Raw genomic sequence first — 21608 nt, 5'->3', positions numbered from 1 at the left:
TTTTTCTAATCTTAATACAGCAATGCCGGATCACACTTTGAACTTGCTCACAGCAGCACTTAGGCTAGCCGCTCTTTGTCTGACATCTTCTGAAGAGGCTGCATTCTTAGCCGCCGTTTGCGAGGAATCATCGGCAATATCCCGAATAACTACCACGTTCTTATTCACTTCGGCTGACACCATGCTTTGCTCCTCAATGGCCGCCGCTATCTGAGTGCTCATGTCCATGATGTTGGTGACATCATCGTTTATCTGCTTTAGTAGACGGCCAGCACCGGCGGCTTGCTCTGCACTGTCACTGCCCTGCTGCTGACTCACTTCCATTAACTGCACAATTGAGCGAGTACGAGTCTGCAAGGTTTGGGTGATGGCGGAAATCTGCGCCGTGGACGATTGAGTGCGCATCGCGAGATTTCTCACCTCGTCGGCGACCACAGCAAACCCGCGGCCTTGCTCGCCTGCCCTTGCCGCTTCAATGGCAGCATTTAAAGCCAGCAAATTGGTCTGTTCGGCGATGCCACGAATAACATCGAGCACACTGCCTATAGTCTTACTGTCTTGCTCGAGTTCCGATACCACTCGAGATGAATCATTAAGCTGTGCCGACAATTGCTGAATTTTACTTATGGTTTGCTCGACGCTCTGCAGGCCACTCTGGGCATTTTCATGAGTTTGACTGGCTTTGGCTGCCGCAAGCTCAGTATTATTGGCAATTTCATCAATGGTGGAGCCCATTTCGGTAATTGCCGTGGCCACCATGTCTGTCTCGTTGAGCTGCTTGGCCATGCCCTTAGACGCGGCTGATGCATTGACAGACAATTCATTACAGGACTGGTTCATGGCTGAGACAGACTCATTAACCTGTTCAATTAATTTCTGAAAACTCTCCACCATATGATTAAAATGCAGTGCAATACGCGCTAATTCATCATCGCTTGAAGCATCACATCTCAGGGTCAAATCTTTAGTTTTTTCTATTTGACTAATAATGTTGGTAATTTTATCAACTGGGTCGATAATGCTGCGGATAATCAAATACGTTGCCACTGACAAGGCCGCTGCAATGAGAATGAAGATAGCAACCCCAAACAGAAATCCCCTTTCTCCAGCATCCTTAATGGCACTTTTTGTCTGGGATTGCAGCGCATCGATATCGGCTTCAGTTTGATGGATAGCATCGCGCAGTACCGCCATCTTGCCATCATTTGGCGTCATACCAAACTGACGCTCTTTTTCCGTAAGGATAATAAAGGCTTGCTGATATTTATCCATCAGACTGGTTAATTGAGCAACACGGCCACTGTCTAAGCTGGATAAAGATGCGGCTGTTTTAAATAGGCTGACGTTAGTGTTGAATTTATCCACATAGCCTAAGTCTCTTCGCAACATAAAGTCTTTTTCATTGCGCCTTAACTGCAACATGATCACAGTTAATCGCTCTTGATCTGCGGTGTCTAAAATTTGCTCTATCTCGTGAACTTTATCCCTTAAGTTACCGTAGAGCCCAGATTTTGGCGTGAGACCAATTTCAGACTGTAAGGCCACGATTTCAGCAAAAATGCTTTGGTAATGACCCACGCTGGTTAATAAGCTGGACAACGCCGTTATTGGGATATCATGAGCGTTCAATGCCTTGGTAATGTCTTGCGCCAATTGCTTAATTTCTAACACATGCTTTTGGTGTTTCTCCACATGAGCCATGTCAAGTCGGGACAGAAAATCTTTCTCTTCTTTACGTAAATTGAGTACTTTAAGATCGATTTCGCTGACATTGAGTTCTGCTGAAGTGAGCTGAGCCTGTTGACTGTTTGAATATTGCTGCAAAGCAAACATGGCAATTAATGCGCCAATTGATACGGCGGCACTGAGCATTAATTTTGAGCGTATTAGCATCAAATATCCTTAATTTTTTTATCTAAGATGGGATAGATTGTAAAGTTGCTTGGGTAAATATAGTTGTCAAACGTAAAAATAGCTCAATCACAAATCAAACGATGGGAAAATAATTCGGTGAAGTTTTTATGACAAGCTGCCTAACTCTGTTTAATAGCGGCAGCAGTACCAATAAATGAAGAGAGGTTTTCAATAAAAATTTTTCCTAATTTAAACAAGTAGCTGTTAATTATGTTCTGCATTAACAGGGCTTTCAACAGAAAATGTAAACTTTCACCTCAAAAAATCAGCAAACGCCTAAACATAAAGATACATTGTTGAATGTTGATGCCAAACAACATCATTAAAATGAGCGCAAGCAAGAAGATTTTGTAAAACATTAGCAATTTTGACCCGGTGATACCTGACTAAAACAACAATATTTGCAGCCTTTGTACACCTGTTTAGCTGTAGCCTATGTCTAATAAAAAAACAGCAATAAATGGATAACCCGTTTGAGAGACTGTGATGACGCCCAAGACTCAAACTTGCAGGTTTTGATGTCGGCGTATTTATTGATATGCGCAGAGGGAGTATCGAGCGATGTCGATGTCAGTCCATTTACTGCTGAGCAAAATTGAATACCATCAGTGGTGAGATAAGCCTCAGAGATTAAACTTGATCCTAGGACTTAGGTTTTAGATTCTAAGTCCTAGGTTCTAGGTTCTAAGGCCGTTAAATCGAATCGATTTCGGCTTGAGTGAGATAACGCCACTCGCCTAAGGCAAGCCCGGGGTCAAGTTCAATGCTACCAACACACTCACGGTGTAAATTAATCACCGCGTTGCCCGTCGCGGCAAACATGCGTTTTACCTGATGGTACTTACCTTCTGTGATTGTGAGTCTGGCATGATGGCTATCGATAATCTCAAGCGTGGCGGGTTTAGTTAAGCCATCTTCGTTTCTCAGGGCTATGCCTTCAGCAAAGGTTTCAATCAAACTCTCATCTAGTGGCTCAGCCACTTCCACTAAATAACGCTTACCACAATCTTTTTTCGGTGATGTGGCTCTGTGAGACCATTGGCCATCGCTAGTGATTAACACTAAGCCCGTAGTGTCCGCATCTAAGCGCCCTGCTATGTGTAAATTGCTTGCCTTCTCAACATCTATCAGACTTAGCACTGAAGGATAAACTTCATCTATGGTTGAACAAATGGTGTCGACTGGCTTATTGAGCATCAGGTAACGCACACCAAATAGGGATAACTCTCGCCCTTCAAGACACACTTTTGTGCCTGGCTCCACTTTAAAACCTGAGTCCTTCACAATCACACCATCGCAGGTCACATCACCGCGATGCAGGGCTTTCTTGGCTAACGAACGACTGAGCTCAGAGGCTTCAGTAATAAACTTATCTAAACGCACTGTAATAATACCTAATTTGTTGCTTATCCCATCCCCGCATAGGCGGGAGCTAATAAGCTGTCATTATGAGGCCCAAGGCGACAAAGACAAAGCCTTGTGTTTGCTTTAAATTTACTCAGGATTGATGATTTACATTTTTGGTTACATAAATTGCCAGTTTAAGGGCTATTTAATCAGTAAATACAGCTCTTGTGCCTTGTTAACATTAGCGCTTTGGCATTAACATAGTGTGCAGAAGAATGCGCGATAAATTGATGTTTTATTGTGTTGCCCATTGTGATGGATAGCACCAATTGCTTTTATCTAAAACTGTATCCAAGCCCCATTGAAGGGCAACATTTAATAATGCCAAGGAAACAAAATGAAAAAATTAGTCATTGGGGGACTTTGTGCCTCGCTTATCGCAGGACTGAGTGCCTGTTCAGATAACAAAACTGATGTTAATGCCGCAACTGATACCGTCAAAACAGCAACCGCTGCTGCCGTAGAAAAAGCACTAACTTCTGGCATCTCATTTGACAACATAGACGAAAGTGTCCGCCCACAAGATGACTTTTACATGTACGTTAACGGCGCTTGGATGAAAACTGCTGAGATCCCAGGGGATCGTACTAACATAGGCGCTTTCTACGACCTACGTGAAAAAGCCCGTGATGATGTTAAAGCCATCATAGAAGAAGTCGCGGCAATGAAAGACTTAGCCGACGGCAGTGACGAGCAGAAAGTGGCCGACCTTTACCGCGCATTCATGGACGTTGAAACCTTAAATAAACTTGGCATCAAGCCTATCCAAGGTGAGCTTGATAAAATCAATGCCATTGCGAACAAGACTGACTTAGTGAAGTACTTTGCCCACAGTCAAATGAAAGGCATGGGCACACCTATGGGCTTTTACATCGATGTCGATGCAAAAAACTCTAGCCGTTATGCCCCCCACATTTGGCAATACGGGTTAAGCCTGCCAGAAAAAGATTTTTACTTTAACGATTCTGAGCGTCATGTTGGCATTCGCGCCGCATACCTTGCTCACATAGAAAAAATGTTCGATTTAGCCGGTTTTAAAGACGGTAAAGCCAGTGCTAACACCATTATGACGTTAGAGACCGCCATTGCTGAACAGCATTGGGACCTGGTTGAAACTCGTGACAGCACTAAGACCTATAACTTATATCAAGTTAAAGACTTAGCAACACTTGCTCCAGATATCGACTGGACGGCTTACCTGACGACCTTAGGTAGTGAAAAGCAAACTGATATCATTATCAACCAGCCAAGCTTCATCCAAGGCATGAATGACATCGTTAAGACCACAGATCTTGCCACATGGAAAGCCTACCTGTCTTGGCAGTTACTGACTCACACAGCCAATAACCTAACTGAAGCATTAGATGCTGAAAATTTTGAGTTTTTCTCGAAAACGTTGAATGGTCAAGCTGAACAAGAGCCACGCTGGAAACGCGGTGTTGCCACAGTAAGCGCCACCTTAGGTGAAGTTGTGGGTAAAGTGTACGTTAAGCGTCATTTCGTCCCTGAAGCGAAAGAGCGCATGAGCGACCTCGTTGAAAACCTACGCGGTGCTTATGGTTCAAGTATAGATTCATTGGATTGGATGAGTGCTGAAACCAAGGTTGCTGCCAAAGACAAGCTGGCTAAATTCAATCCAAAAATTGGTTATCCAAACAAGTGGGCTGATTACAGCAAGTTAACCATCAAGTCTGATGACTTAGTGGGCAATGCCATGCGCGCGGGTGAAGTTGAGCATGCTAAATCACTGGCCAAGTTAGGCACGCCAATCGATAAAGACGAATGGCACATGACCCCACAAACGGTTAACGCTTACTACAACCCTACCATGAATGAAATCGTCTTCCCTGCTGCGATTCTACAGCCGCCCTTCTTCAGCCTAGAAGCCGATGATGCGGTGAACTACGGTGGTATTGGTGCCGTTATCGGCCACGAAATGGGCCATGGTTTTGACGACCAAGGTGCCAAGTTTGATGGCGAAGGCAACATGCGCGACTGGTGGACAGAAAGCGACCTTAAGGCCTTTACCGCTAAAGGTAATGCCTTAATTACCCAATACAGTGGTTATCAAGTGTATGACGACCTAAACGTAAACGGTGAGTTAACGTTAGGCGAGAACATCGGTGATTTGTCTGGCGTAACCATCGCCTACAAGGCCTATAAAATGTCATTAGATGGCAAAGAAGCGCCAGTGATTGACGGTCTAACGGGCGATCAGCGTTTCTTTATGGGCTTCACCCAAATTTGGCGCGTGAAAATGAAAGAAGAAGCCATGCGTAACCGCGTAGCCACTGATCCACATTCACCAGGTCACTTCCGTGCCCTAGGCGCCTTGTCTAACATGCCTGAATTCTATGAAGCCTATGGCCTCAAAGAAGGCGACAAGATGTACCTAGCGCCAGAGAAGCGTGTAAAAATCTGGTAATCTAATCAAGTTATTTGATTGAAACAAAAAGGCCGAGATAGTTATCTCGGCCTTTTTTTATGTCTATGCTTCAGTTATTAACTAACCTGAGATCGGTTTAAGCCATAACAGAAATCGCATTGAAATCGACATCTGTGATATTAAGTTGTGGCTTACTCTCTTTGAGTTGATAGGCAATTAAACCGCCAATCATATTCAGCATAAAACCATGCACACTTCTATGCCTCGAATGCTCGATTTGTGAGATATTCTTAAGCTGATCATTGATCGTTTCTATAATAAATCTTCGTGAAAGCATTGCCCTATCCCACAGTGATAAAACCTTCTTTTTCATGTTCTTGCGAACATTGTTTACTAGTGTTACGCCTTGCTCAAGTAGCTCGCTTGCCAACGCTTTACTGATATAGCCTTTATCCGCATACAGCTTGTCCATAGCATTCACCACCATGCCTGAAACAGGCTTAGTGTCATGGGTATTGGCTGGAGTAATTTTGGCGGCAACAATCCCTCCCTTATGGTTAACGATGAGGTGAAGCTTGAACCCGTAGAACCACCCCATGGTCCCTTTTCCGCGGCGAGCAAGGCCAGATAACGTTTTATGTCGTGGAATTCGCAAATTGTGGCAAACCTTTACACTGGTCGAATCGACGAATTCAATCCCCGTAGGTAGACTTCTGATGCTGGAGAAATAGCTGCATAGTGGCACGACAGCTGTCGGCATAAGCTCAAGAAAACGGGTATAGCTGAGTAAGTGGGGGAAATCAGATTTGAAAAAACGAGCAAGATATCCAGTGTAGTAATTTTTGAAGTCACGATGATGAGATGTATGGAAGAGTATGATAATAGTCATTATTTCGCTCATGCTCATTCTGCTTGAACGTTGGCGCTTACGCGTGCCATCTGTTACGCATTGTTTTTTCCATTGCGGCATAAATACAGCACAAAAATCATCGACATCACAAAATACATCCACTAAATTATCCATAAGCCCTCTGCGTGATTGGTTCCTTCTTGGTCGAAAGATCTGATCACAAAGAGGGCGATTAGTTCAGTTTTTTATCCCGAGTTGAGGTTAACTATTAACCATTAAAAAGCGTATAACAAGGTCATGTTGGTTTCAGTGTCTGTGCTGGTCTTGCTATCTAGGGGGTTACTGTTGTATCTCACTATCACAGCAAACTTCATCGCCAAGGCACCCACAATATTGGCGGTTAACGAGGTTTCTGAACGGGCATCAATCTTCTCACCCATATCCATGACTAACTTCTGGCCAAATTTTGAAGAATCCCCAAGTTTGGTCTCAAAATTGATGACAGCGTGGGCTACCACACTTTTATCCGTGTCATAGCCTTCGATGGCCGCCAGTGTGCTATCTAACTTTTGATAAATAAAACCTGGGCCAATTTCGGCTTTAAGCTTGGTTCTGTCATCATTAATGAATTTATGACCATAACCGCTAGCGGCGGTAAAGCTGTATTCATAGCCAGTAAAAGGGTCGACTTCATAATTCATGTTAGAAAAGATATAGCTGTCGTGATCGATAAGGTAATCACCTTGAGCACCGACTATGTAACGCTTAGCCGTTACGGTTTCTGTGTCTTCCTTATACAAGCCTTCCAGCAAATACTGATTTTCCCAATTACCGAGTTCATGCTTAAGGGCTAAGCGACCTTTAAAAGAAGAGGTATCGGTATTACCTGTGGTTAATGTCGCCCCAAGTTCGACTTCGCCAGCTAAGATATCGTCCCCTTCCACAAAACTGCTGCCTGCATGTGCCATAAAGGGTAAACATAAACTCAATGCTGTGATCACTAACGGGGTTTTCATACTTCTGGCTCTCCTCTGTATAATTTTGCCGACATGCTAACATTTCAAGCTGCGAATGAAAAATCTAAGGCTTTTTGACAGGGATAAAAAAGCCCACTAACGAGTAGCGGGCTTAACATTTAGCTTTCAGGCTTTAGCCATTATCTGTTACATGTTGATTTTAGGATCTAATGCACCTGACTGGTATGACTTATACATGGCTTGCAAAGATAATGGCTTGATTTTAGAGGCCATTCCCGCGCTGCCAAAAGCTTCATAGCGCACAGTACAGATGTCTGCCATGGCTTCCATTGAGGCTTTTAAGAACTTACGTGGATCAAACTCAGCGGGGTTTTCCGCCAAGAACTTACGCACAGCGCCAGTGGAGGCAAGGCGTAAGTCGGTATCGATATTCACTTTACGCACGCCATGCTTGATGCCTTCGACGATTTCTTCTAATGGCACACCGTAAGTCTCAGGGATAGCGCCGCCGTACTGGTTGATTATCTGTAACCACTCTTGGGGCACAGAGGAAGAACCGTGCATCACTAAATGAGTATTAGGAATGCGGGCATGGATTTCCTTGATGCGATCGATACGCAACACATCCCCTGTTGGCTTACGGCTAAACTTGTAAGCCCCGTGACTGGTACCAATAGCAATGGCTAAGGCATCCACATGGGTATCGGCAACGAAACGCGCCGCTTCATCAGGCGTAGTTAGCATTTGATCCATGCTTAAAGTGCCCACAGCGCCTATGCCATCTTCTTCGCCCGCTTGGCCTGTCTCTAAGCTACCAAGACAGCCAATCTCACCTTCTACCGACACGCCACACGCGTGAGCAAAAGCTACAGTTCTGCGGGTCACATCGACGTTATATTCGTAAGATGCAGGGGTTTTACCATCTGCCATTAAGGAGCCGTCCATCATCACTGATGACATGCCCAGCTGAATAGAACGCTGACAGATATCAGGATCGGTACCGTGATCTTGATGAATACACACAGGGATATCAGGATACTGCTCAAGGGCCGCCGCCATTAAGTACTTAAGGAACTGCGGGCGGGCATACTTACGCGCGCCGGCCGAGGCTTGTACTATCACAGGACTGTCCGTAGCTTCTGCGGCCTGCATGATGGCACGCATTTGTTCAAGGTTATTGACGTTAAATGCGGGCACACCATAACCATGCTCTGCAGCATGATCGAGTAATTGACGTAGGGAAATAAGAGCCATTTTTGTTCTCCAATAATAGGGTGAATTAACACCTAGGGCACTATCGTTTGGATGGATTTAATACGCCAAGAAGAAGGTCCATGACAAGTCTTCGAGGCGCGGTTAAGTGTTATCATTTTTTTTGCTATCTGTTGTCGATAGCTTATTTAATTCTTCACTAGTAACGCATTAGCACCGCTTTAACACTGACGCAGTTATAAAAACGGCCCTTGAAACAAGAGCCGTATTATCACATTTATGCGCCGCGCTTCTCAAGCATTGCAACCGCTGGTAACTCTTTTCCTTCTAAAAACTCAAGGAAAGCGCCGCCGCCAGTAGAAATGTAAGACACCTTATCGGCGATATTGTATTTATCTACCGCGGCAAGGGTATCGCCGCCGCCTGCAATAGAAAATGCTTTCGAATCCGCAATAGCGCGCGCAATACGCTCAGTGCCTTTACCGAATTGATCGAACTCGAACACACCCACAGGGCCGTTCCAGACTATGGTACCCGCTGTTTCGATTATTTTCGCTAACGCTTCGGCGCTGTCTGGGCCAATATCAAAAATCATATCGGTATCAGATACCTGGCTCACATCAACAAGTTTTGCAGCGGCCGTTGGGCTAAACTCGCTGGCGACAACAACATCCGTAGGCACTGGAATATCACCGCCGCGGCTACGGGCATTAGCCACTAATCGCTTGGCTTCATCGACTAAATCCGCTTCGTACAAAGATTTACCCACATTAAAGCCAGCTGCTGCAATAAAGGTATTAGCGATACCGCCGCCAACCACTAGCTGATCAACAATGCCAGATAGGCTTTCAAGCACAGTAAGCTTAGTGGAGACTTTAGAGCCGCCAACTATGGCCACCATAGGGCGGGCTGGGTTATCTAAGGCTTTTCCTAAAGCATCAAGCTCTTGGGCAAGAAGCGGGCCTGCGCACGCGATCGGGGCAAACATGCCCACACCGTGAGTTGAGGCTTGAGCGCGGTGCGCCGTACCAAAGGCATCCATCACGTACACATCACAAAGCGCCGCCATCTTCTTAGACAAGGCTTCATCGTTTTTGCCTTCACCCTGGTTAAAGCGCACGTTTTCAAACACCACGACTTCGCCAACGTTCGCTTCAACGCCGTCTAAATAGTCAGTGGCTAAACGCACAGGGGACTTCAAGGCTTTGGCTAAATAATCAACCACGGGCTGCAGTGAGAATTCATTATTGAACTCGCCTTCCGTTGGGCGGCCTAGGTGAGACATCACCATAACGGCAGCGCCCTTGTCTAAGGCCAATTGAATGGTTGGCAGTGATGCACGCAGGCGCGCGTCACTGGTGACCATGCCATCACTGACTGGCACATTGAGATCTTGACGAATAAGCACCCGCTTATTCGTTAAATCGAGATCTGTCATATTGATAATAGCCATAATAGCCTTTCCTCTTAAGTTAAAAACGAAACTGGCTTGCTCAGTGGTCAGTTCACACTGGAGCTTAAATTCTGTATTTTGCGCCTTGTTACTTCGCGATCTTGACGTTTTTAGCTTTTATCATCGCCAGGCTAGTATCAAGCATGCGATTGGCAAAACCCCATTTCCATTAATGATAGCCGCACCACAATTCAGTCACAGAAACTGCACACTCGTTACTTCACACTCTTGGCGCTCTTTGCTCTAATCATCGCCAGGCTAGTGTCGAGCATGCGGTTGGCAAAACCCCATTCGTTATCGCACCACAAGAGTAACTTGACCAAGTGGCCGTCACTGACGCGAGTCTGGGTGGCATCGACTATGCTGGAGCGTGGATCGTGATTAAAATCACAAGACACTAATGGCTCATCAGTATAACCTAAAATCCCATCGAAACGCCCTTTCGCTGCCTGCTGCAAGACGCTGTTTATTATAGAAATGTCGACTCGATCACGTAAAGTTACCGATACATCTATGGCGGTTACATTGATGGTGGGTACCCGCACTGAGATGGCTTCAAACTTGTCTTTCATCTTAGGTAAAATACGCTCGATGCCACGAGCAAGCTTAGTATCCACGGGAATAATTGACTGGCCAGCGGCGCGGGTACGGCGCAAGTCATCATGATAAGCATCGATGACTTGTTGATCGTTCATTGCCGAATGTATGGTGGTGATAGCACCGCTTATTACGCCAAAATGGCTGTCGAGCACATCGATCACTGGCACTATGCAGTTGGTGGTGCAAGAAGCATTAGACACCACGGTATGCTCTGCCGCTAACAGGTGATGATTGACCCCGTAAACGATAGTCGCATCCACATCTTGGGACGAAGGATGGCTGATAAGCACTTGCTTAGCACCTGAAATAATGTGGGCTTCGCAGGCTTCACGTTCAATTAGACTGCCACTGGCCTCGAATACTATGTCGATATCCAGCTCCCCCCAAGGCAGCTTAGTGGCATCACTTTGATGGAATAAGGCGATGGCATCATCACCTATGTGTAACTTCCCTTCTTGCAACTCCACCGTCTGTCCGAAGCGGCCATGGGTAGTATCGTATTGAGTTAAATGACGGATAGCTTCAGGTTTCGCCAATTCATTAATGGCAACGATTTGAATTTGCTGACGTTTTCCCGACTCATACAGGGCACGAAGAATTGAGCGGCCGATACGGCCATAACCATTGATAGCAACGCGGATCATTAAAGGTTCAGCTTCCTCTATCGTCATAAAAAGAGATAAAAAAACGGCCTGTATCAATACAGGCCGTCATTATACAAGTTAACGCTTACAGACTAAACACCTATCAGCTAAGTATCCGCTAAAGGGAGGATTTTAGTCTGTAAAAGGTTTCATTCAAGCACTTATCCCAAGGATTAGCCTAAGCTTTTCACTGTCGCCACTACGTTATCGACGGTGAAACCAAAGTGCTTAAGCAAGTCACCACCTGGGGCTGACTCACCAAAGGTCGTCATACCAACCATAGCGCCGCCAAAGCCCACGTACTTGTGCCAGAAATCCACATGTGCCGCTTCAATGGCTACACGCTTAGTCACAACTTTTGGCAATACAGACTCTTTGTAAGCGATGTCTTGCTTATCAAACTCTGTGGTTGATGGCATAGACACAACACGCACCTTAACGCCTTGCTCGGTTAATGCTGCAGCACTTTCTATTGCAAGCTGCACTTCAGAACCCGTCGCCATTAAGATGACATCGGCTGTGCCAGCGCAATCGAGTAGCACATAAGCGCCTTTGGCAACGTTAGCTAATTGCTCAGGCGTGCGGGCTTGAGCTTTCAGGTTTTGACGGCTGAAAATCAGTGACGTTGGTGCATCACGACGCTCGATAGCCGCTTTCCAAGATACCGCTGTTTCAGCGGCATCACAGGGGCGCCATACTGCCATATTTGGCGTCATGCGTAAGTTAGCTAGCTGCTCAACTGGTTGGTGAGTCGGGCCATCTTCGCCTTGACCGATAGAATCATGGGTATAAACGAAGATGTTCTGAATGCCCATCAGCGCAGACATACGTACCGCATTACGGGCGTATTCCATAAACATCATGAAGGTCGCGCCGTAGTTGATGAAACCGCCGTGCAATGACGCGCCATTCATGATGCCGCTCATGCCAAATTCACGCACACCGTAATAGATGTAGTTACCGGCAGCATCGTCTTGAATGCCTTTAGAACCTGACCATAAGGTTAAGTTAGAACCGGCTAAATCCGCAGAGCCGCCTAACAACTCTGGCAACATAGCACCAAAGAAGCCGATAGCATTTTGCGAGGCTTTACGGCTAGCAATGCCTTCGCCTTTATCTTGACACTCTTGAATGAAGGCTTGAGCCTTGGCTTCAAAATCTGCGGGTAAGTCACCTTTTAACACGCGGCGCTCATACTCAGCAGCCAGTGCTGGGTGAGCCGCTTTATAGGCTTCAAACTTGCTTTCCCAAGCCGCTTCAATCGCTTGGCCTTTTTCTTTGGCATCCCATCCTGCATATACGTCTGTTGGGATTTCGAATGGGGCATGTGGCCAAGCTAGGAATTCACGCGCTGCAGCAATTTCAGCGTCTCCGAGTGGCGCGCCGTGACAGTCATGGCTGCCAGACTTGTTTGGCGAACCAAAACCAATAATGGTTTTGCAGCAAATCATGCTTGGCTTATCGGTGACCGACTTAGCTTCATTGATTGCCGCTTTAATGGCTTCTGGGTCGTGACCATCCACGCCAGCAATCACGTGCCAGCCATAAGCTTCGAAACGCTTAGGGGTATCGTCGGTGAACCAGCCTTCAACATGACCATCGATTGAAATGCCGTTGTCATCCCAAAATGCGATTAACTTGCCTAAGCCTAAGGTGCCCGCTAATGAACAGGCCTCGTGGGAGATGCCTTCCATTAAACAGCCATCACCTAAGAAACAGTAAGTAAAGTGATCGACGATATCATGGCCTTCACGGTTAAACTGCGCCGCTAAGGTTTTTTCAGCAATGGCCATACCGACCGCGTTGCTAATACCTGCGCCTAATGGGCCAGTGGTGGTTTCAACACCTGGGGTGTAACCGTATTCAGGGTGGCCTGGAGTCTTAGAATGTAGCTGACGGAATTGCTTTAGCTCTTCGATTGGCAAAGCATAACCGCTTAGGTGCAGTAAAGAGTAAATCAGCATAGAGCCGTGACCGTTTGATAAAATAAAACGATCGCGATCGACCCACTCAGGGTTCGTCGGGTTGTGCTTAAGGAAATCATTCCAAAGCACTTCGGCGATATCAGCCATACCCATAGGTGCACCAGGGTGACCTGAATTGGCTTTTTGAACTGCATCCATACTTAATGCACGGATAGCGTTAGCGAGTACTTTACGGGAAGACATGCTCTCTCCTGCTTGATTATGATGTTTGCTAGTATTGAGGTGCACTAGCAATTGTGGAGGCACATTTTCCCTTACTCGGCACTGTGACGCAAATTAAAAATTTTTGTGAGATTCATCTAAACGTCAGTTTGAGCCCCAAAAAGCCTTAATCACAGAGCATTTGTTAATAAATATATACCGCTTAAATGGCGTATCTTGCTGACTCTGCTAAATTTACTCAAGTGGTTTTATTCAGTATTAATCAAACTGGCAACACCAAACAAAAACGCATGTTAACCAATATAAATTATTAATCTTTGCGCTGAACAAACACAATTTAAGCGTTGGCAGAAAGTAAAATAATTCAATTGATTTCATAGCATTAATTGATTAGCCTTGAAAACTAACCGATGAAAAGATTGCCATTTTATCCCCCAAATCTTGAATGGGGGGGGTAAATTTTAGTTTAGGGGTGTTATCTGGCAAAAATTTCATTAAAATAGACGTCTAGATGTAGAAGCTTCTACACGTTCAAATTCCCCAAGACGAGATTTACCTATTATGGCAAAGCACTTGTTCACCTCTGAATCCGTTTCAGAAGGTCATCCAGATAAAATCGCCGATCAGATATCTGATGCGGTATTAGACGCAATTCTTGAGCAAGACCCAAAAGCTCGTGTTGCCTGTGAAACCTATGTTAAAACCGGCATGGTATTAGTGGGCGGTGAAGTCACCACCTCTGCCTGGGTTGATATCGAAGAAATTACCCGTAAAACCGTGCGCGAAATTGGCTACACCCATTCAGACATGGGTTTTGATGCAGACTCTTGCGCGGTATTAAACGCCATTGGCAAGCAATCACCAGACATCAACCAAGGTGTGGATCGTGCCGATCCTGCCGAGCAAGGTGCGGGCGATCAAGGATTAATGTTTGGCTATGCCAACAATGAAACTGACGTACTGATGCCAGCCCCTATTACTTATGCTCACGCATTAGTGAAACGTCAGTCCGAAGTACGTAAAGACGGTACCCTACCTTGGCTGCGACCAGACGCAAAAAGCCAGGTCACTTTTGCTTATGAAGACGGTAAAATTGTCGGTATCGACGCTATCGTGTTATCGACCCAGCACAGAGAAGACGTCACTCAAGCGGATTTGATTGAAGGTGTGATGGAAACCATCATCAAGCCAGTATTACCGGCGCAGTGGTTAAATAAAGACACTAAATACTTTATTAACCCAACGGGGCGTTTCGTTATTGGCGGTCCAGTAGGTGATTGTGGCTTAACAGGTCGTAAGATCATCGTTGACACCTACGGCGGCATGGCCCGCCACGGCGGCGGCGCGTTCTCTGGGAAAGATCCATCTAAAGTGGATCGCAGTGCAGCCTATGCTGCCCGATATGTAGCAAAAAACATCGTTGCTGCTGGTCTTGCTGACCGCTGTGAAATCCAAGTGTCTTACGCCATTGGCGTTGCCGAGCCTACCTCAATCAGCATTGAGACTTTCGGCACGGGTAAAGTGTCTGAAGAAGTGCTCATTAAGCTAGTTCGCCAGCACTTTGAGCTACGTCCCTACGGCCTAACGGCCATGCTAGACTTGGCTCGCCCTATCTATCAGCAAACTGCAGCTTACGGACACTTTGGCCGTGAAGGCTTCCCATGGGAAGCGACAGACAAGGCCGAAATGCTGCGCGCCGACGCTGGACTCTGATCGGTTCTAGGTTCTAGGTTCTAGGTTCTAGGTTCTGAAAATTGTCAGCCTAATATGAAAGCCAGTTGCTAACCCAACTGGCTTTTTTGTTGCCCAGTTTTCTTGTGATGCTAAAAACCGCTTGTCTGTGCTCGCTTTACCGTGCCAAGCTGTTTCCTTGCAAAAGATGAACTGAGCACTTAGAACATAAACTAGGGAGATTAAATAACAATGAATAACCGGCTTAAGATTGCCATCTTTGGTGCAGGCTCTACCGGCTGTTATTTGGCTGGCGAACTCGCCCTTGCGGGCCTTGATGTTAGCTTAATCTGCAGACAACGCATTAAAGACGCCATAGTGACCACTGGCGGTATTCATCTCACTGATTATCTCGGATTAGATAAGGTAGTCATGCCAAGGCAATTGCTCACAGAACTCAAAGATGAAACCTTCGATCTTGTGTTTGTCACGGTGAAATGCCATCAACTTGAAGGCGTTGTTGCAAAGCTTTTAGCCATGACTCACTCACAAAGCAGCCTAGTCTTAATGCAAAACGGCCTTGGCAGTCGCGATCTTGTCGCGTCAGCCCTAAAACAGCAACATGGCAGCCGGCAATTACTCCTTGGGATCACCCCCTTTAATGTGCTGCAAAAAGCCAATGCCGTGTTCCATAAAGGCACCGAAGGCGGTTTTGTGTTTCAAGAGCACGATGCACTACAGCCTATTTATCACGCCCTGACAACTCATGGATTTAGCTGCGAGCTCAAAGTCGATTTCGAGTCTGTCATTCATGGGAAATTATTATTAAATCTAAACAATGCCTTAAATGCCATCATGGATTTACCCATAAAACAGCAATTGAGCCAACGCCCGACACGCATTTGGCTGGCTAAGGCCATGAGAGAATGGCTCAGCGTCTGCCGCGCAGCAGGGTTTAGCCTAGGGCAATTCACTAGAGTGAAGCCCCAATATTTGCCGTTTATTTTGTCCCTACCAGATTTTTTATTCTCCCGCCTCGCAAAAGCCATGCTCAGCATAGATGACAAGGCGCGCTCATCCATGTGGGAAGACATTCAAGCTAAGCGAACAACAGAAATTGATTATCTCAACGGCGCAGTCGTGCGTTTAGGGCAAGAGTATGGGGTGAACACCCCAGTCAATGCCGCCATAGTTGAAGCCATCAAGCTGCTTGAACAAGGACATAAGGTTAGTTTGACGCAGCTAATCCAACGAACGAGCAAATAAGCTAAAGAGCATAAACCCAAGAGTAAAAGCCTAGGAGTATATAGAGAGTGCAGATCATTCCCCCCAATGACTTTAAACGTCTGCCTTGGAAGAATGGCAAAGGCGAGACCATAGAACTTGCCATCAATGAGGGCGGTACAATGGCTGACTTTGACTGGCGCATCAGTATGGCAAAGGTCACCGAAGATGGGCCTTTCTCGGACTTTAGTGGTTACCAACGTCAGCTATTGCTGCTTGAAGGTGTGGGGATCACCCTCAAGCACCAAAACCATGATGGTCGGCATCAATACCAGACATTAGCCACGCCGCTGGCCGTCGCCAACTTTGATGGCGGCCTTATGACCTCAGGTGTGTTAATTAATGGCCCTATTAGTGATTTTAACTTGATAGTAAAAGCCGCTAAATATCAGACTGACGTTCACGTATTGCAAGCCAGTACACTTACACTGCCTTTATCTCAGCTGCTATTTGCCTATGCTGTCACCGGCAGTTGTGAAGTGACATTCAGCAATAACACCATAACACTCCCCCAAGGGTATTTAGTCAGGCTTGCAGCCGACGATTTAGCGTCCAGTAGTCCTGTTAATTTCAGCGGTGAACGAGTCATTATTATGAGCCTAGCCTTATTATAAGTTTAGTTTTATTATGAGTTCAGCCTTGTTGTAGCAGAGCAGGATTGGTTAAACATAAAAAAACCACTGCCTTGGCAGTGGTTTTGCTTTTTGTTCAATGACCGACAACTCAATAAGCGATAGCTCAATAAGCTATTCAGTTAATCACAACTTGAAAGATTATTTAACCTTGCGGATAAAAGGCAGCACTAACAGCGCAACACCCACTAACAAGAAAGGCACACTTAGCCATTGGCCGGCACTTAAGACAAAGTCTTCGGCGTAGGCGGCTTGTTTTACCTTAACAAACTCGATGGCAAAACGGGCGCTAAACACGGTGCAAAGGAACACACCGAATAACACCCCGTGCTTCTCTTTAAGCTGAGTAAACTTATACAAGGCATATAAGGTGATAAAAATCGCCAGATAAGCGATAGCCTCATAAAGCTGAGCTGGATGACGCGGCAGAAAATCGATGCGTTCAAACACTATCGCCCAGGGAGCATTGCTCGGTACGCCCAAAATCTCTGAGTTGGCAAAGTTCGCCATGCGCACAAAAAAGCCAAAAATCGCCGTGGCGATAGCCAGTCTGTCCAGCAGGAATAGGAACGGCAGCTTAATCTTTTTGTGGTAATAATACAGCGCAATAATCGCCCCAAGACCGCCACCATGACTGGCAAGGCCGCCTTCCCAAATCGCCAAAATTTTAGCCGGATGAGAGAAATAATAACTGGGATCGTAAAAAATCACATGGGCCAAACGGGCGCCAACAATAATGCCTACGACGCAATAAATCAGGAAGTTATCTAATGACTCAAGATCTAAGCCTTCCTTGACGTACATACGTTTCATGACTTGAAAACCCGCGGCAATCGCGGTTGCAAACAATGCCCCGTACCAATGTATGCTCAGACCTAAAAACGACACCATCACAGGGTCAATATTCCACACAAAATGTTCCAAGCTCACCTTCCCTTTCACGAATAACAATCTCGACCCACACTATTGGGCCACTAAAGCCTGACATGCTACACCTTTTACAACAATTTGGCTCTAGCCGAAATGAGGCAAAATCATTAACTTAAATTCACCCTCAAGCAAGAAAAGTCTGGATCCTAGATCCATCGCCTAAGCCTATATTATTTCCAGTAAGCGTCTTGTGAGCCTTATTTGTGCAATGTTGCCGTCACAACCCCGGCCCCCATTAACATTGAGCCACTGAGTTTATTAAACCCTTGCTGACACTGTGGTGAATTAATTTTACTGCGTAAATAGCCTGAAAATATTGAATAACATGACGCGCTAAACGCTGAGACCATCAAGAAAGACACGGCCATGGTCAGTATTTGTGCTGATACTGGCTGCTGTGTATTGATGAACAAAGGGAAAAAAGCGATAAAGAAAATGATCCCTTTAGGGTTTAAGGCGGTGACTACCAAGGCTTGTTTGAACATTTTCCCCTGCTGTGTCTTATCAGCAAGGCTAGTGTCCACTTTCTGCTTACTGCGCCAAGCCTTCACACCAAGATACATTAAATAGCCAGCGGCGACCCATTTGAAAATATTAAAGAACACCGCAGAGGTTGCCAATAGCGCACCTAGCCCGGCGAAAGATACGCTCATGGCAATCACATCACCACACAGCACTCCAGTGACCAAAGGGATCACCGATGCCTTACCCTGAGTCAATGATTGCCCCATGACCATAAAAACCGTGGGTCCTGGAGAGAAACACAAGATAGTCGATGCTAATACAAATGAAAGCCAAACTTCAATACTCATGCCTTACCTCATCAATGTTAATTTTGTCATTGTGTACTCCCCTGTAATGGTATATCCGCCAGCAGACGTCATTGGCATATCAATACCTATTCTATCCCCTAGCTTATATGAGTCTTCTGCAGGCAAGAAGAGTGAAAGTGATTTTAATCTATTCAACCAAATTTGCAGCTCAACTTGATAATCGCCTGTTTCTTAGGCTAACCGTTAACAATAGTAAGCTGATTGAAATAGCGCCAAAGTAATAGGGAACCCCGGCTTGCCAGCTCGATTGACTATTGACGCCAAAAAAGTCCACATACAGGGCCGTTTGTATCGGTCCAATATACCAAAGCGTTGGGTAGAGCACTTCAAATAGGCGCTTTGTCCCTGATAAGGTGCCACAAAAATAGGCCAAGGCGACAGAAAAAGAGATGGCGACAACCAATTGTACCAGCAGCAACCACTCAGCCATGGACACTAAGCGCAGCATACCGCCACAACTGGCCATAGCCAATAGCAACCAGGCAGCACTGAAGCTTGCCAAGGTTTGAAGGCTTGAAGATTGCCTGCTATAGCTCATCAGTTCCAGAGTATTGGCTTGTTTTTCTTGTTGGCCCAGTTGTGAAATCACCAACACGCACCATAACCAGGAGATAGGCAAAAGTAAGCCCATCAGCATCTGCTGCTCAATAACAAGTTGAATGACATTTAGCACCAGCAAACCCAAAAGCCAATAAATAGAATGGCCTTTGAGCAGTAACTTAAGCTCCAAACGCAACAAACGTGTAAAGGCAAAATGCCGAGTTAATGCTATAAACACAGGATCCAGCGCCCTGCTTACTTTAGTTTGCAATGTCTTCGTCATTGGCGATAACCCCTGATGCTCGGCAGCTAAAGCTTGACTGAAGCGATTAAATAGCCCCCATGCGAGCATAAAACATCCAAAACTTATCACAACCAGCGGCATCCCCCCCCAAAGATGAGATAAGGTGGGCTCCAATCCCTGCCACACAAAGGTGTTAATTTCACGGGTTTCATCACTGATGTTTATGCCTATGTTCGAAACGCCCGCTTGTGCTGGAAAACGCTCGACAACCTCGGCTTCAAGGTGTGCTAATAAAGCCCCCACACCAGAGACGCTTTCAATGGTGTAAGTCACTGAACCTATCCACATAAAGAAATAGATGATGTTACCCAAGCCGCCCTTAAGCCATTTGATTGATTCAAACAGCAGTGCGATAGAGGCAATGGCGAACAGTAGCGGCAACACAAACACTAACTGCGGCCAGGCTAACGCCCACAAATCGATTTGGTAACTCTCACCATAATAGAATTGGATCAAGATGCTGGTTAGCAGCATCACCAGCACAACACAGACTTGGATAAATACATTCACGCTCCATTTAGCGAACAGGTAAGCCTGCTTGCTAATTGGCGTTGAAGCGATAAGTTCAAAGGTGTTTGATTGCCTGTCTACTTCAATTGCATTTTTAACCAAATAGAAGCAGATAATGGGTAAAAACATTACGTTTAGCATTGCCAAGCACACACCTATCCAAGCGCTATTATAAATACCACGGTAACCGTTAAGCACTAAGGTCTGGTAATGAGCATCAGGGGAAGGGAAAAACAATAAGGTTAATACCGACATTGCCAGCAATGAAACCATAAAACTTTGTTGCCGAGTTCGCTGTTTAAGATCGGCGATAATGCTTTGCCAAGTTTGACTCATCAGCTTGCCCTCGCGATGAATGAGCTGGGCTGATGATTGATTGTATAGTAAAGGTAAGCATCCTCAAGGGTTGGCACTCTCAAGGTGGCACTGGCATCAGGGCAATGATTAGCAACAATATTGACCTCAAGCTTATCTGCTTTTCTTACGCTGTGACTCACAATATATTCATGTTGCAGTTGCCTTAAATCCGCTGAGTTAACCGTTAATGTCCAGCATTTATTGGCAACACTTTGTTGCAGTGTGCTTGGCGTCCCAGATTGAATCAACTGACCCGAATGCATGATGGCAATCTTGTCGGCAATCGATTCCACATCGGCGACGATATGGGTGGAGAAAATAATGCAGCGCTCGGTGGCAAGCTCAGTGAGTAACTGACGAAAATTGCTACGCTCCTGCGGATCTAAGCCAACGGTGGGCTCATCGATAATCAGCAGTTTGGGATCATTAAGTAGCGCCTGAGCAATACCAATTCGCTGCTTCATGCCGCCTGAGTAGCCCTTCAATGGCAAATGCGCGGCGTGGGTTAGATTGAGTTTATTCAGTAACTCATCGATAGTGTGATTAGCCTGAGCGGCATCGAGTGCTTTTATGCCTGCAATATAGTGTAAAAACTCAAACCCAGATAACTGTTCATACACCCCAAAATATTGCGGTAAATAACCCAATTCGCGCCTTAAGGTTTGCGGCGACTGCACAATGTCCTTGCCCCGCCACAACACCTTGCCGGAAGTGGGTTTAGCAATGGTTGCCAGAATACGCATCAGGCTAGATTTTCCAGCACCATTAGGACCTAATAGGCCTAATATCCCAGGTTCAATTTGCAGTGACAGAGATTTTATCGCACTATTTACCTGTTTTTGGCTCTTGTATTGATGACTCAAAGATTGAATATCCAGCAGCATAATTTTTATCTTCTTGATTAAGTTGTAAAAAAGTTAGCAAATATCGAGCCAGATAATTTATTCACTAAATTTC

General features: G+C 45.7%; 16 protein-coding genes. 4 read left to right on the top strand and 12 right to left on the bottom strand.

What is annotated here, in order from left to right:
* Nucleotides 1-30 precede the first annotated feature (30 nt).
* Entirely contained in the window at nucleotides 31-1893 is a 1863-nt protein-coding gene (locus SDEN_RS05685; RefSeq protein ID WP_011495541.1) for a methyl-accepting chemotaxis protein, read from the bottom strand.
* Between the two features lie 714 nt (nucleotides 1894-2607).
* Nucleotides 2608-3297: a 16S rRNA pseudouridine(516) synthase RsuA gene (gene rsuA, locus SDEN_RS05680; RefSeq protein ID WP_011495540.1), complete on the bottom strand. Its 690-nt coding sequence runs from the start codon at nucleotides 3295-3297 to the stop codon at nucleotides 2608-2610.
* 361 nt (nucleotides 3298-3658) lie between these two features.
* On the opposite strand from rsuA, the gene SDEN_RS05675 reads away from it, so the two are divergent.
* Complete coding sequence (locus SDEN_RS05675; RefSeq protein WP_011495539.1) at nucleotides 3659-5746, top strand: M13 family metallopeptidase; 2088 nt, start codon at nucleotides 3659-3661, stop codon at nucleotides 5744-5746.
* Between the two features lie 97 nt (nucleotides 5747-5843).
* Here SDEN_RS05675 and SDEN_RS05670 read toward each other — a convergent pair whose 3' ends face one another.
* From SDEN_RS05670 to tkt, 6 genes are all read right to left on the bottom strand, one after another.
* A complete protein-coding gene (locus SDEN_RS05670) occupies nucleotides 5844-6731 on the bottom strand; it encodes an IS982-like element ISSde7 family transposase (protein ID WP_011495538.1) in 888 nt (295 codons plus the stop codon).
* Nucleotides 6732-6832: 101 nt separating this feature from the next.
* Complete coding sequence (locus SDEN_RS05665; protein WP_011495537.1) at nucleotides 6833-7573, bottom strand: DUF481 domain-containing protein; 741 nt, start codon at nucleotides 7571-7573, stop codon at nucleotides 6833-6835.
* A 147-nt stretch (nucleotides 7574-7720) separates the two neighbouring features.
* Complete coding sequence (fba, locus tag SDEN_RS05660; RefSeq protein WP_011495536.1) at nucleotides 7721-8788, bottom strand: class II fructose-bisphosphate aldolase; 1068 nt, start codon at nucleotides 8786-8788, stop codon at nucleotides 7721-7723.
* A 235-nt stretch (nucleotides 8789-9023) separates the two neighbouring features.
* Entirely contained in the window at nucleotides 9024-10199 is a 1176-nt protein-coding gene (locus SDEN_RS05655; RefSeq protein ID WP_011495535.1) for a phosphoglycerate kinase, read from the bottom strand.
* A gap of 215 nt (nucleotides 10200-10414) precedes the next feature.
* Nucleotides 10415-11443, bottom strand: a complete 1029-nt coding sequence (gene epd, locus SDEN_RS05650; protein ID WP_011495534.1) for an erythrose-4-phosphate dehydrogenase — start codon at nucleotides 11441-11443, stop codon at nucleotides 10415-10417.
* A gap of 173 nt (nucleotides 11444-11616) precedes the next feature.
* On the bottom strand, nucleotides 11617-13611 hold the full coding sequence (gene tkt, locus SDEN_RS05645) for a transketolase (RefSeq protein ID WP_011495533.1): 1995 nt from the start codon (nucleotides 13609-13611) through the stop codon (nucleotides 11617-11619).
* Between the two features lie 540 nt (nucleotides 13612-14151).
* Between tkt and metK the strand changes: the two genes are divergently transcribed.
* From metK to SDEN_RS05630, 3 genes are all read left to right on the top strand, one after another.
* Nucleotides 14152-15303 (top strand): methionine adenosyltransferase, encoded by a 1152-nt coding sequence (gene metK / locus SDEN_RS05640; RefSeq protein WP_011495532.1) that lies wholly within the window; start codon nucleotides 14152-14154, stop codon nucleotides 15301-15303.
* A 210-nt stretch (nucleotides 15304-15513) separates the two neighbouring features.
* A complete protein-coding gene (locus tag SDEN_RS05635) occupies nucleotides 15514-16527 on the top strand; it encodes a 2-dehydropantoate 2-reductase (RefSeq protein ID WP_011495531.1) in 1014 nt (337 codons plus the stop codon).
* Between the two features lie 47 nt (nucleotides 16528-16574).
* Nucleotides 16575-17159, top strand: a complete 585-nt coding sequence (locus tag SDEN_RS05630; RefSeq protein WP_011495530.1) for a HutD/Ves family protein — start codon at nucleotides 16575-16577, stop codon at nucleotides 17157-17159.
* A gap of 159 nt (nucleotides 17160-17318) precedes the next feature.
* Here the strand turns inward: SDEN_RS05630 and lgt are convergent, their stop codons facing one another.
* From lgt to SDEN_RS05610, 4 genes are all read right to left on the bottom strand, one after another.
* On the bottom strand, nucleotides 17319-18101 hold the full coding sequence (gene lgt / locus SDEN_RS05625) for a prolipoprotein diacylglyceryl transferase (protein WP_011495529.1): 783 nt from the start codon (nucleotides 18099-18101) through the stop codon (nucleotides 17319-17321).
* A 203-nt stretch (nucleotides 18102-18304) separates the two neighbouring features.
* A complete protein-coding gene (locus SDEN_RS05620) occupies nucleotides 18305-18919 on the bottom strand; it encodes a LysE family translocator (protein ID WP_011495528.1) in 615 nt (204 codons plus the stop codon).
* Nucleotides 18920-19088: 169 nt separating this feature from the next.
* Complete coding sequence (locus SDEN_RS05615) at nucleotides 19089-20630, bottom strand: ABC transporter permease subunit (protein ID WP_011495527.1); 1542 nt, start codon at nucleotides 20628-20630, stop codon at nucleotides 19089-19091.
* A complete protein-coding gene (locus SDEN_RS05610; RefSeq protein ID WP_011495526.1) occupies nucleotides 20630-21535 on the bottom strand; it encodes an ABC transporter ATP-binding protein in 906 nt (301 codons plus the stop codon). Before SDEN_RS05610 ends, SDEN_RS05615 begins: the two co-directional genes overlap by 1 nt.
* Nucleotides 21536-21608: the final 73 nt, after the last annotated feature.

This window comes from Shewanella denitrificans OS217 (assembly GCF_000013765.1).
GTDB classification, from domain to species: domain Bacteria; phylum Pseudomonadota; class Gammaproteobacteria; order Enterobacterales; family Shewanellaceae; genus Shewanella; species Shewanella denitrificans.
Note: the sequence above shows the minus strand (reverse complement) of the source record. Positions and strands in the feature narration are given on the sequence as shown.

Coding starts and splice junctions, on each gene's coding strand:
- tkt (WP_011495533.1), bottom strand. CDS start 13,611: ATGTCTTCCCGTAAAGTACTCGCTAACGCTATCCGTGCATTAAGTATG.
- SDEN_RS05610 (WP_011495526.1), bottom strand. CDS start 21,535: ATGCTGCTGGATATTCAATCTTTGAGTCATCAATACAAGAGCCAAAAA.
- metK (WP_011495532.1), top strand. CDS start 14,152: ATGGCAAAGCACTTGTTCACCTCTGAATCCGTTTCAGAAGGTCATCCA.
- SDEN_RS05615 (WP_011495527.1), bottom strand. CDS start 20,630: ATGAGTCAAACTTGGCAAAGCATTATCGCCGATCTTAAACAGCGAACT.
- SDEN_RS05675 (WP_011495539.1), top strand. CDS start 3,659: ATGAAAAAATTAGTCATTGGGGGACTTTGTGCCTCGCTTATCGCAGGA.
- SDEN_RS05685 (WP_011495541.1), bottom strand. CDS start 1,893: ATGCTAATACGCTCAAAATTAATGCTCAGTGCCGCCGTATCAATTGGC.
- SDEN_RS05670 (WP_011495538.1), bottom strand. CDS start 6,731: ATGGATAATTTAGTGGATGTATTTTGTGATGTCGATGATTTTTGTGCT.
- epd (WP_011495534.1), bottom strand. CDS start 11,443: ATGATCCGCGTTGCTATCAATGGTTATGGCCGTATCGGCCGCTCAATT.
- SDEN_RS05665 (WP_011495537.1), bottom strand. CDS start 7,573: ATGAAAACCCCGTTAGTGATCACAGCATTGAGTTTATGTTTACCCTTT.
- SDEN_RS05620 (WP_011495528.1), bottom strand. CDS start 18,919: ATGAGTATTGAAGTTTGGCTTTCATTTGTATTAGCATCGACTATCTTG.
- fba (WP_011495536.1), bottom strand. CDS start 8,788: ATGGCTCTTATTTCCCTACGTCAATTACTCGATCATGCTGCAGAGCAT.
- SDEN_RS05635 (WP_011495531.1), top strand. CDS start 15,514: ATGAATAACCGGCTTAAGATTGCCATCTTTGGTGCAGGCTCTACCGGC.
- SDEN_RS05655 (WP_011495535.1), bottom strand. CDS start 10,199: ATGGCTATTATCAATATGACAGATCTCGATTTAACGAATAAGCGGGTG.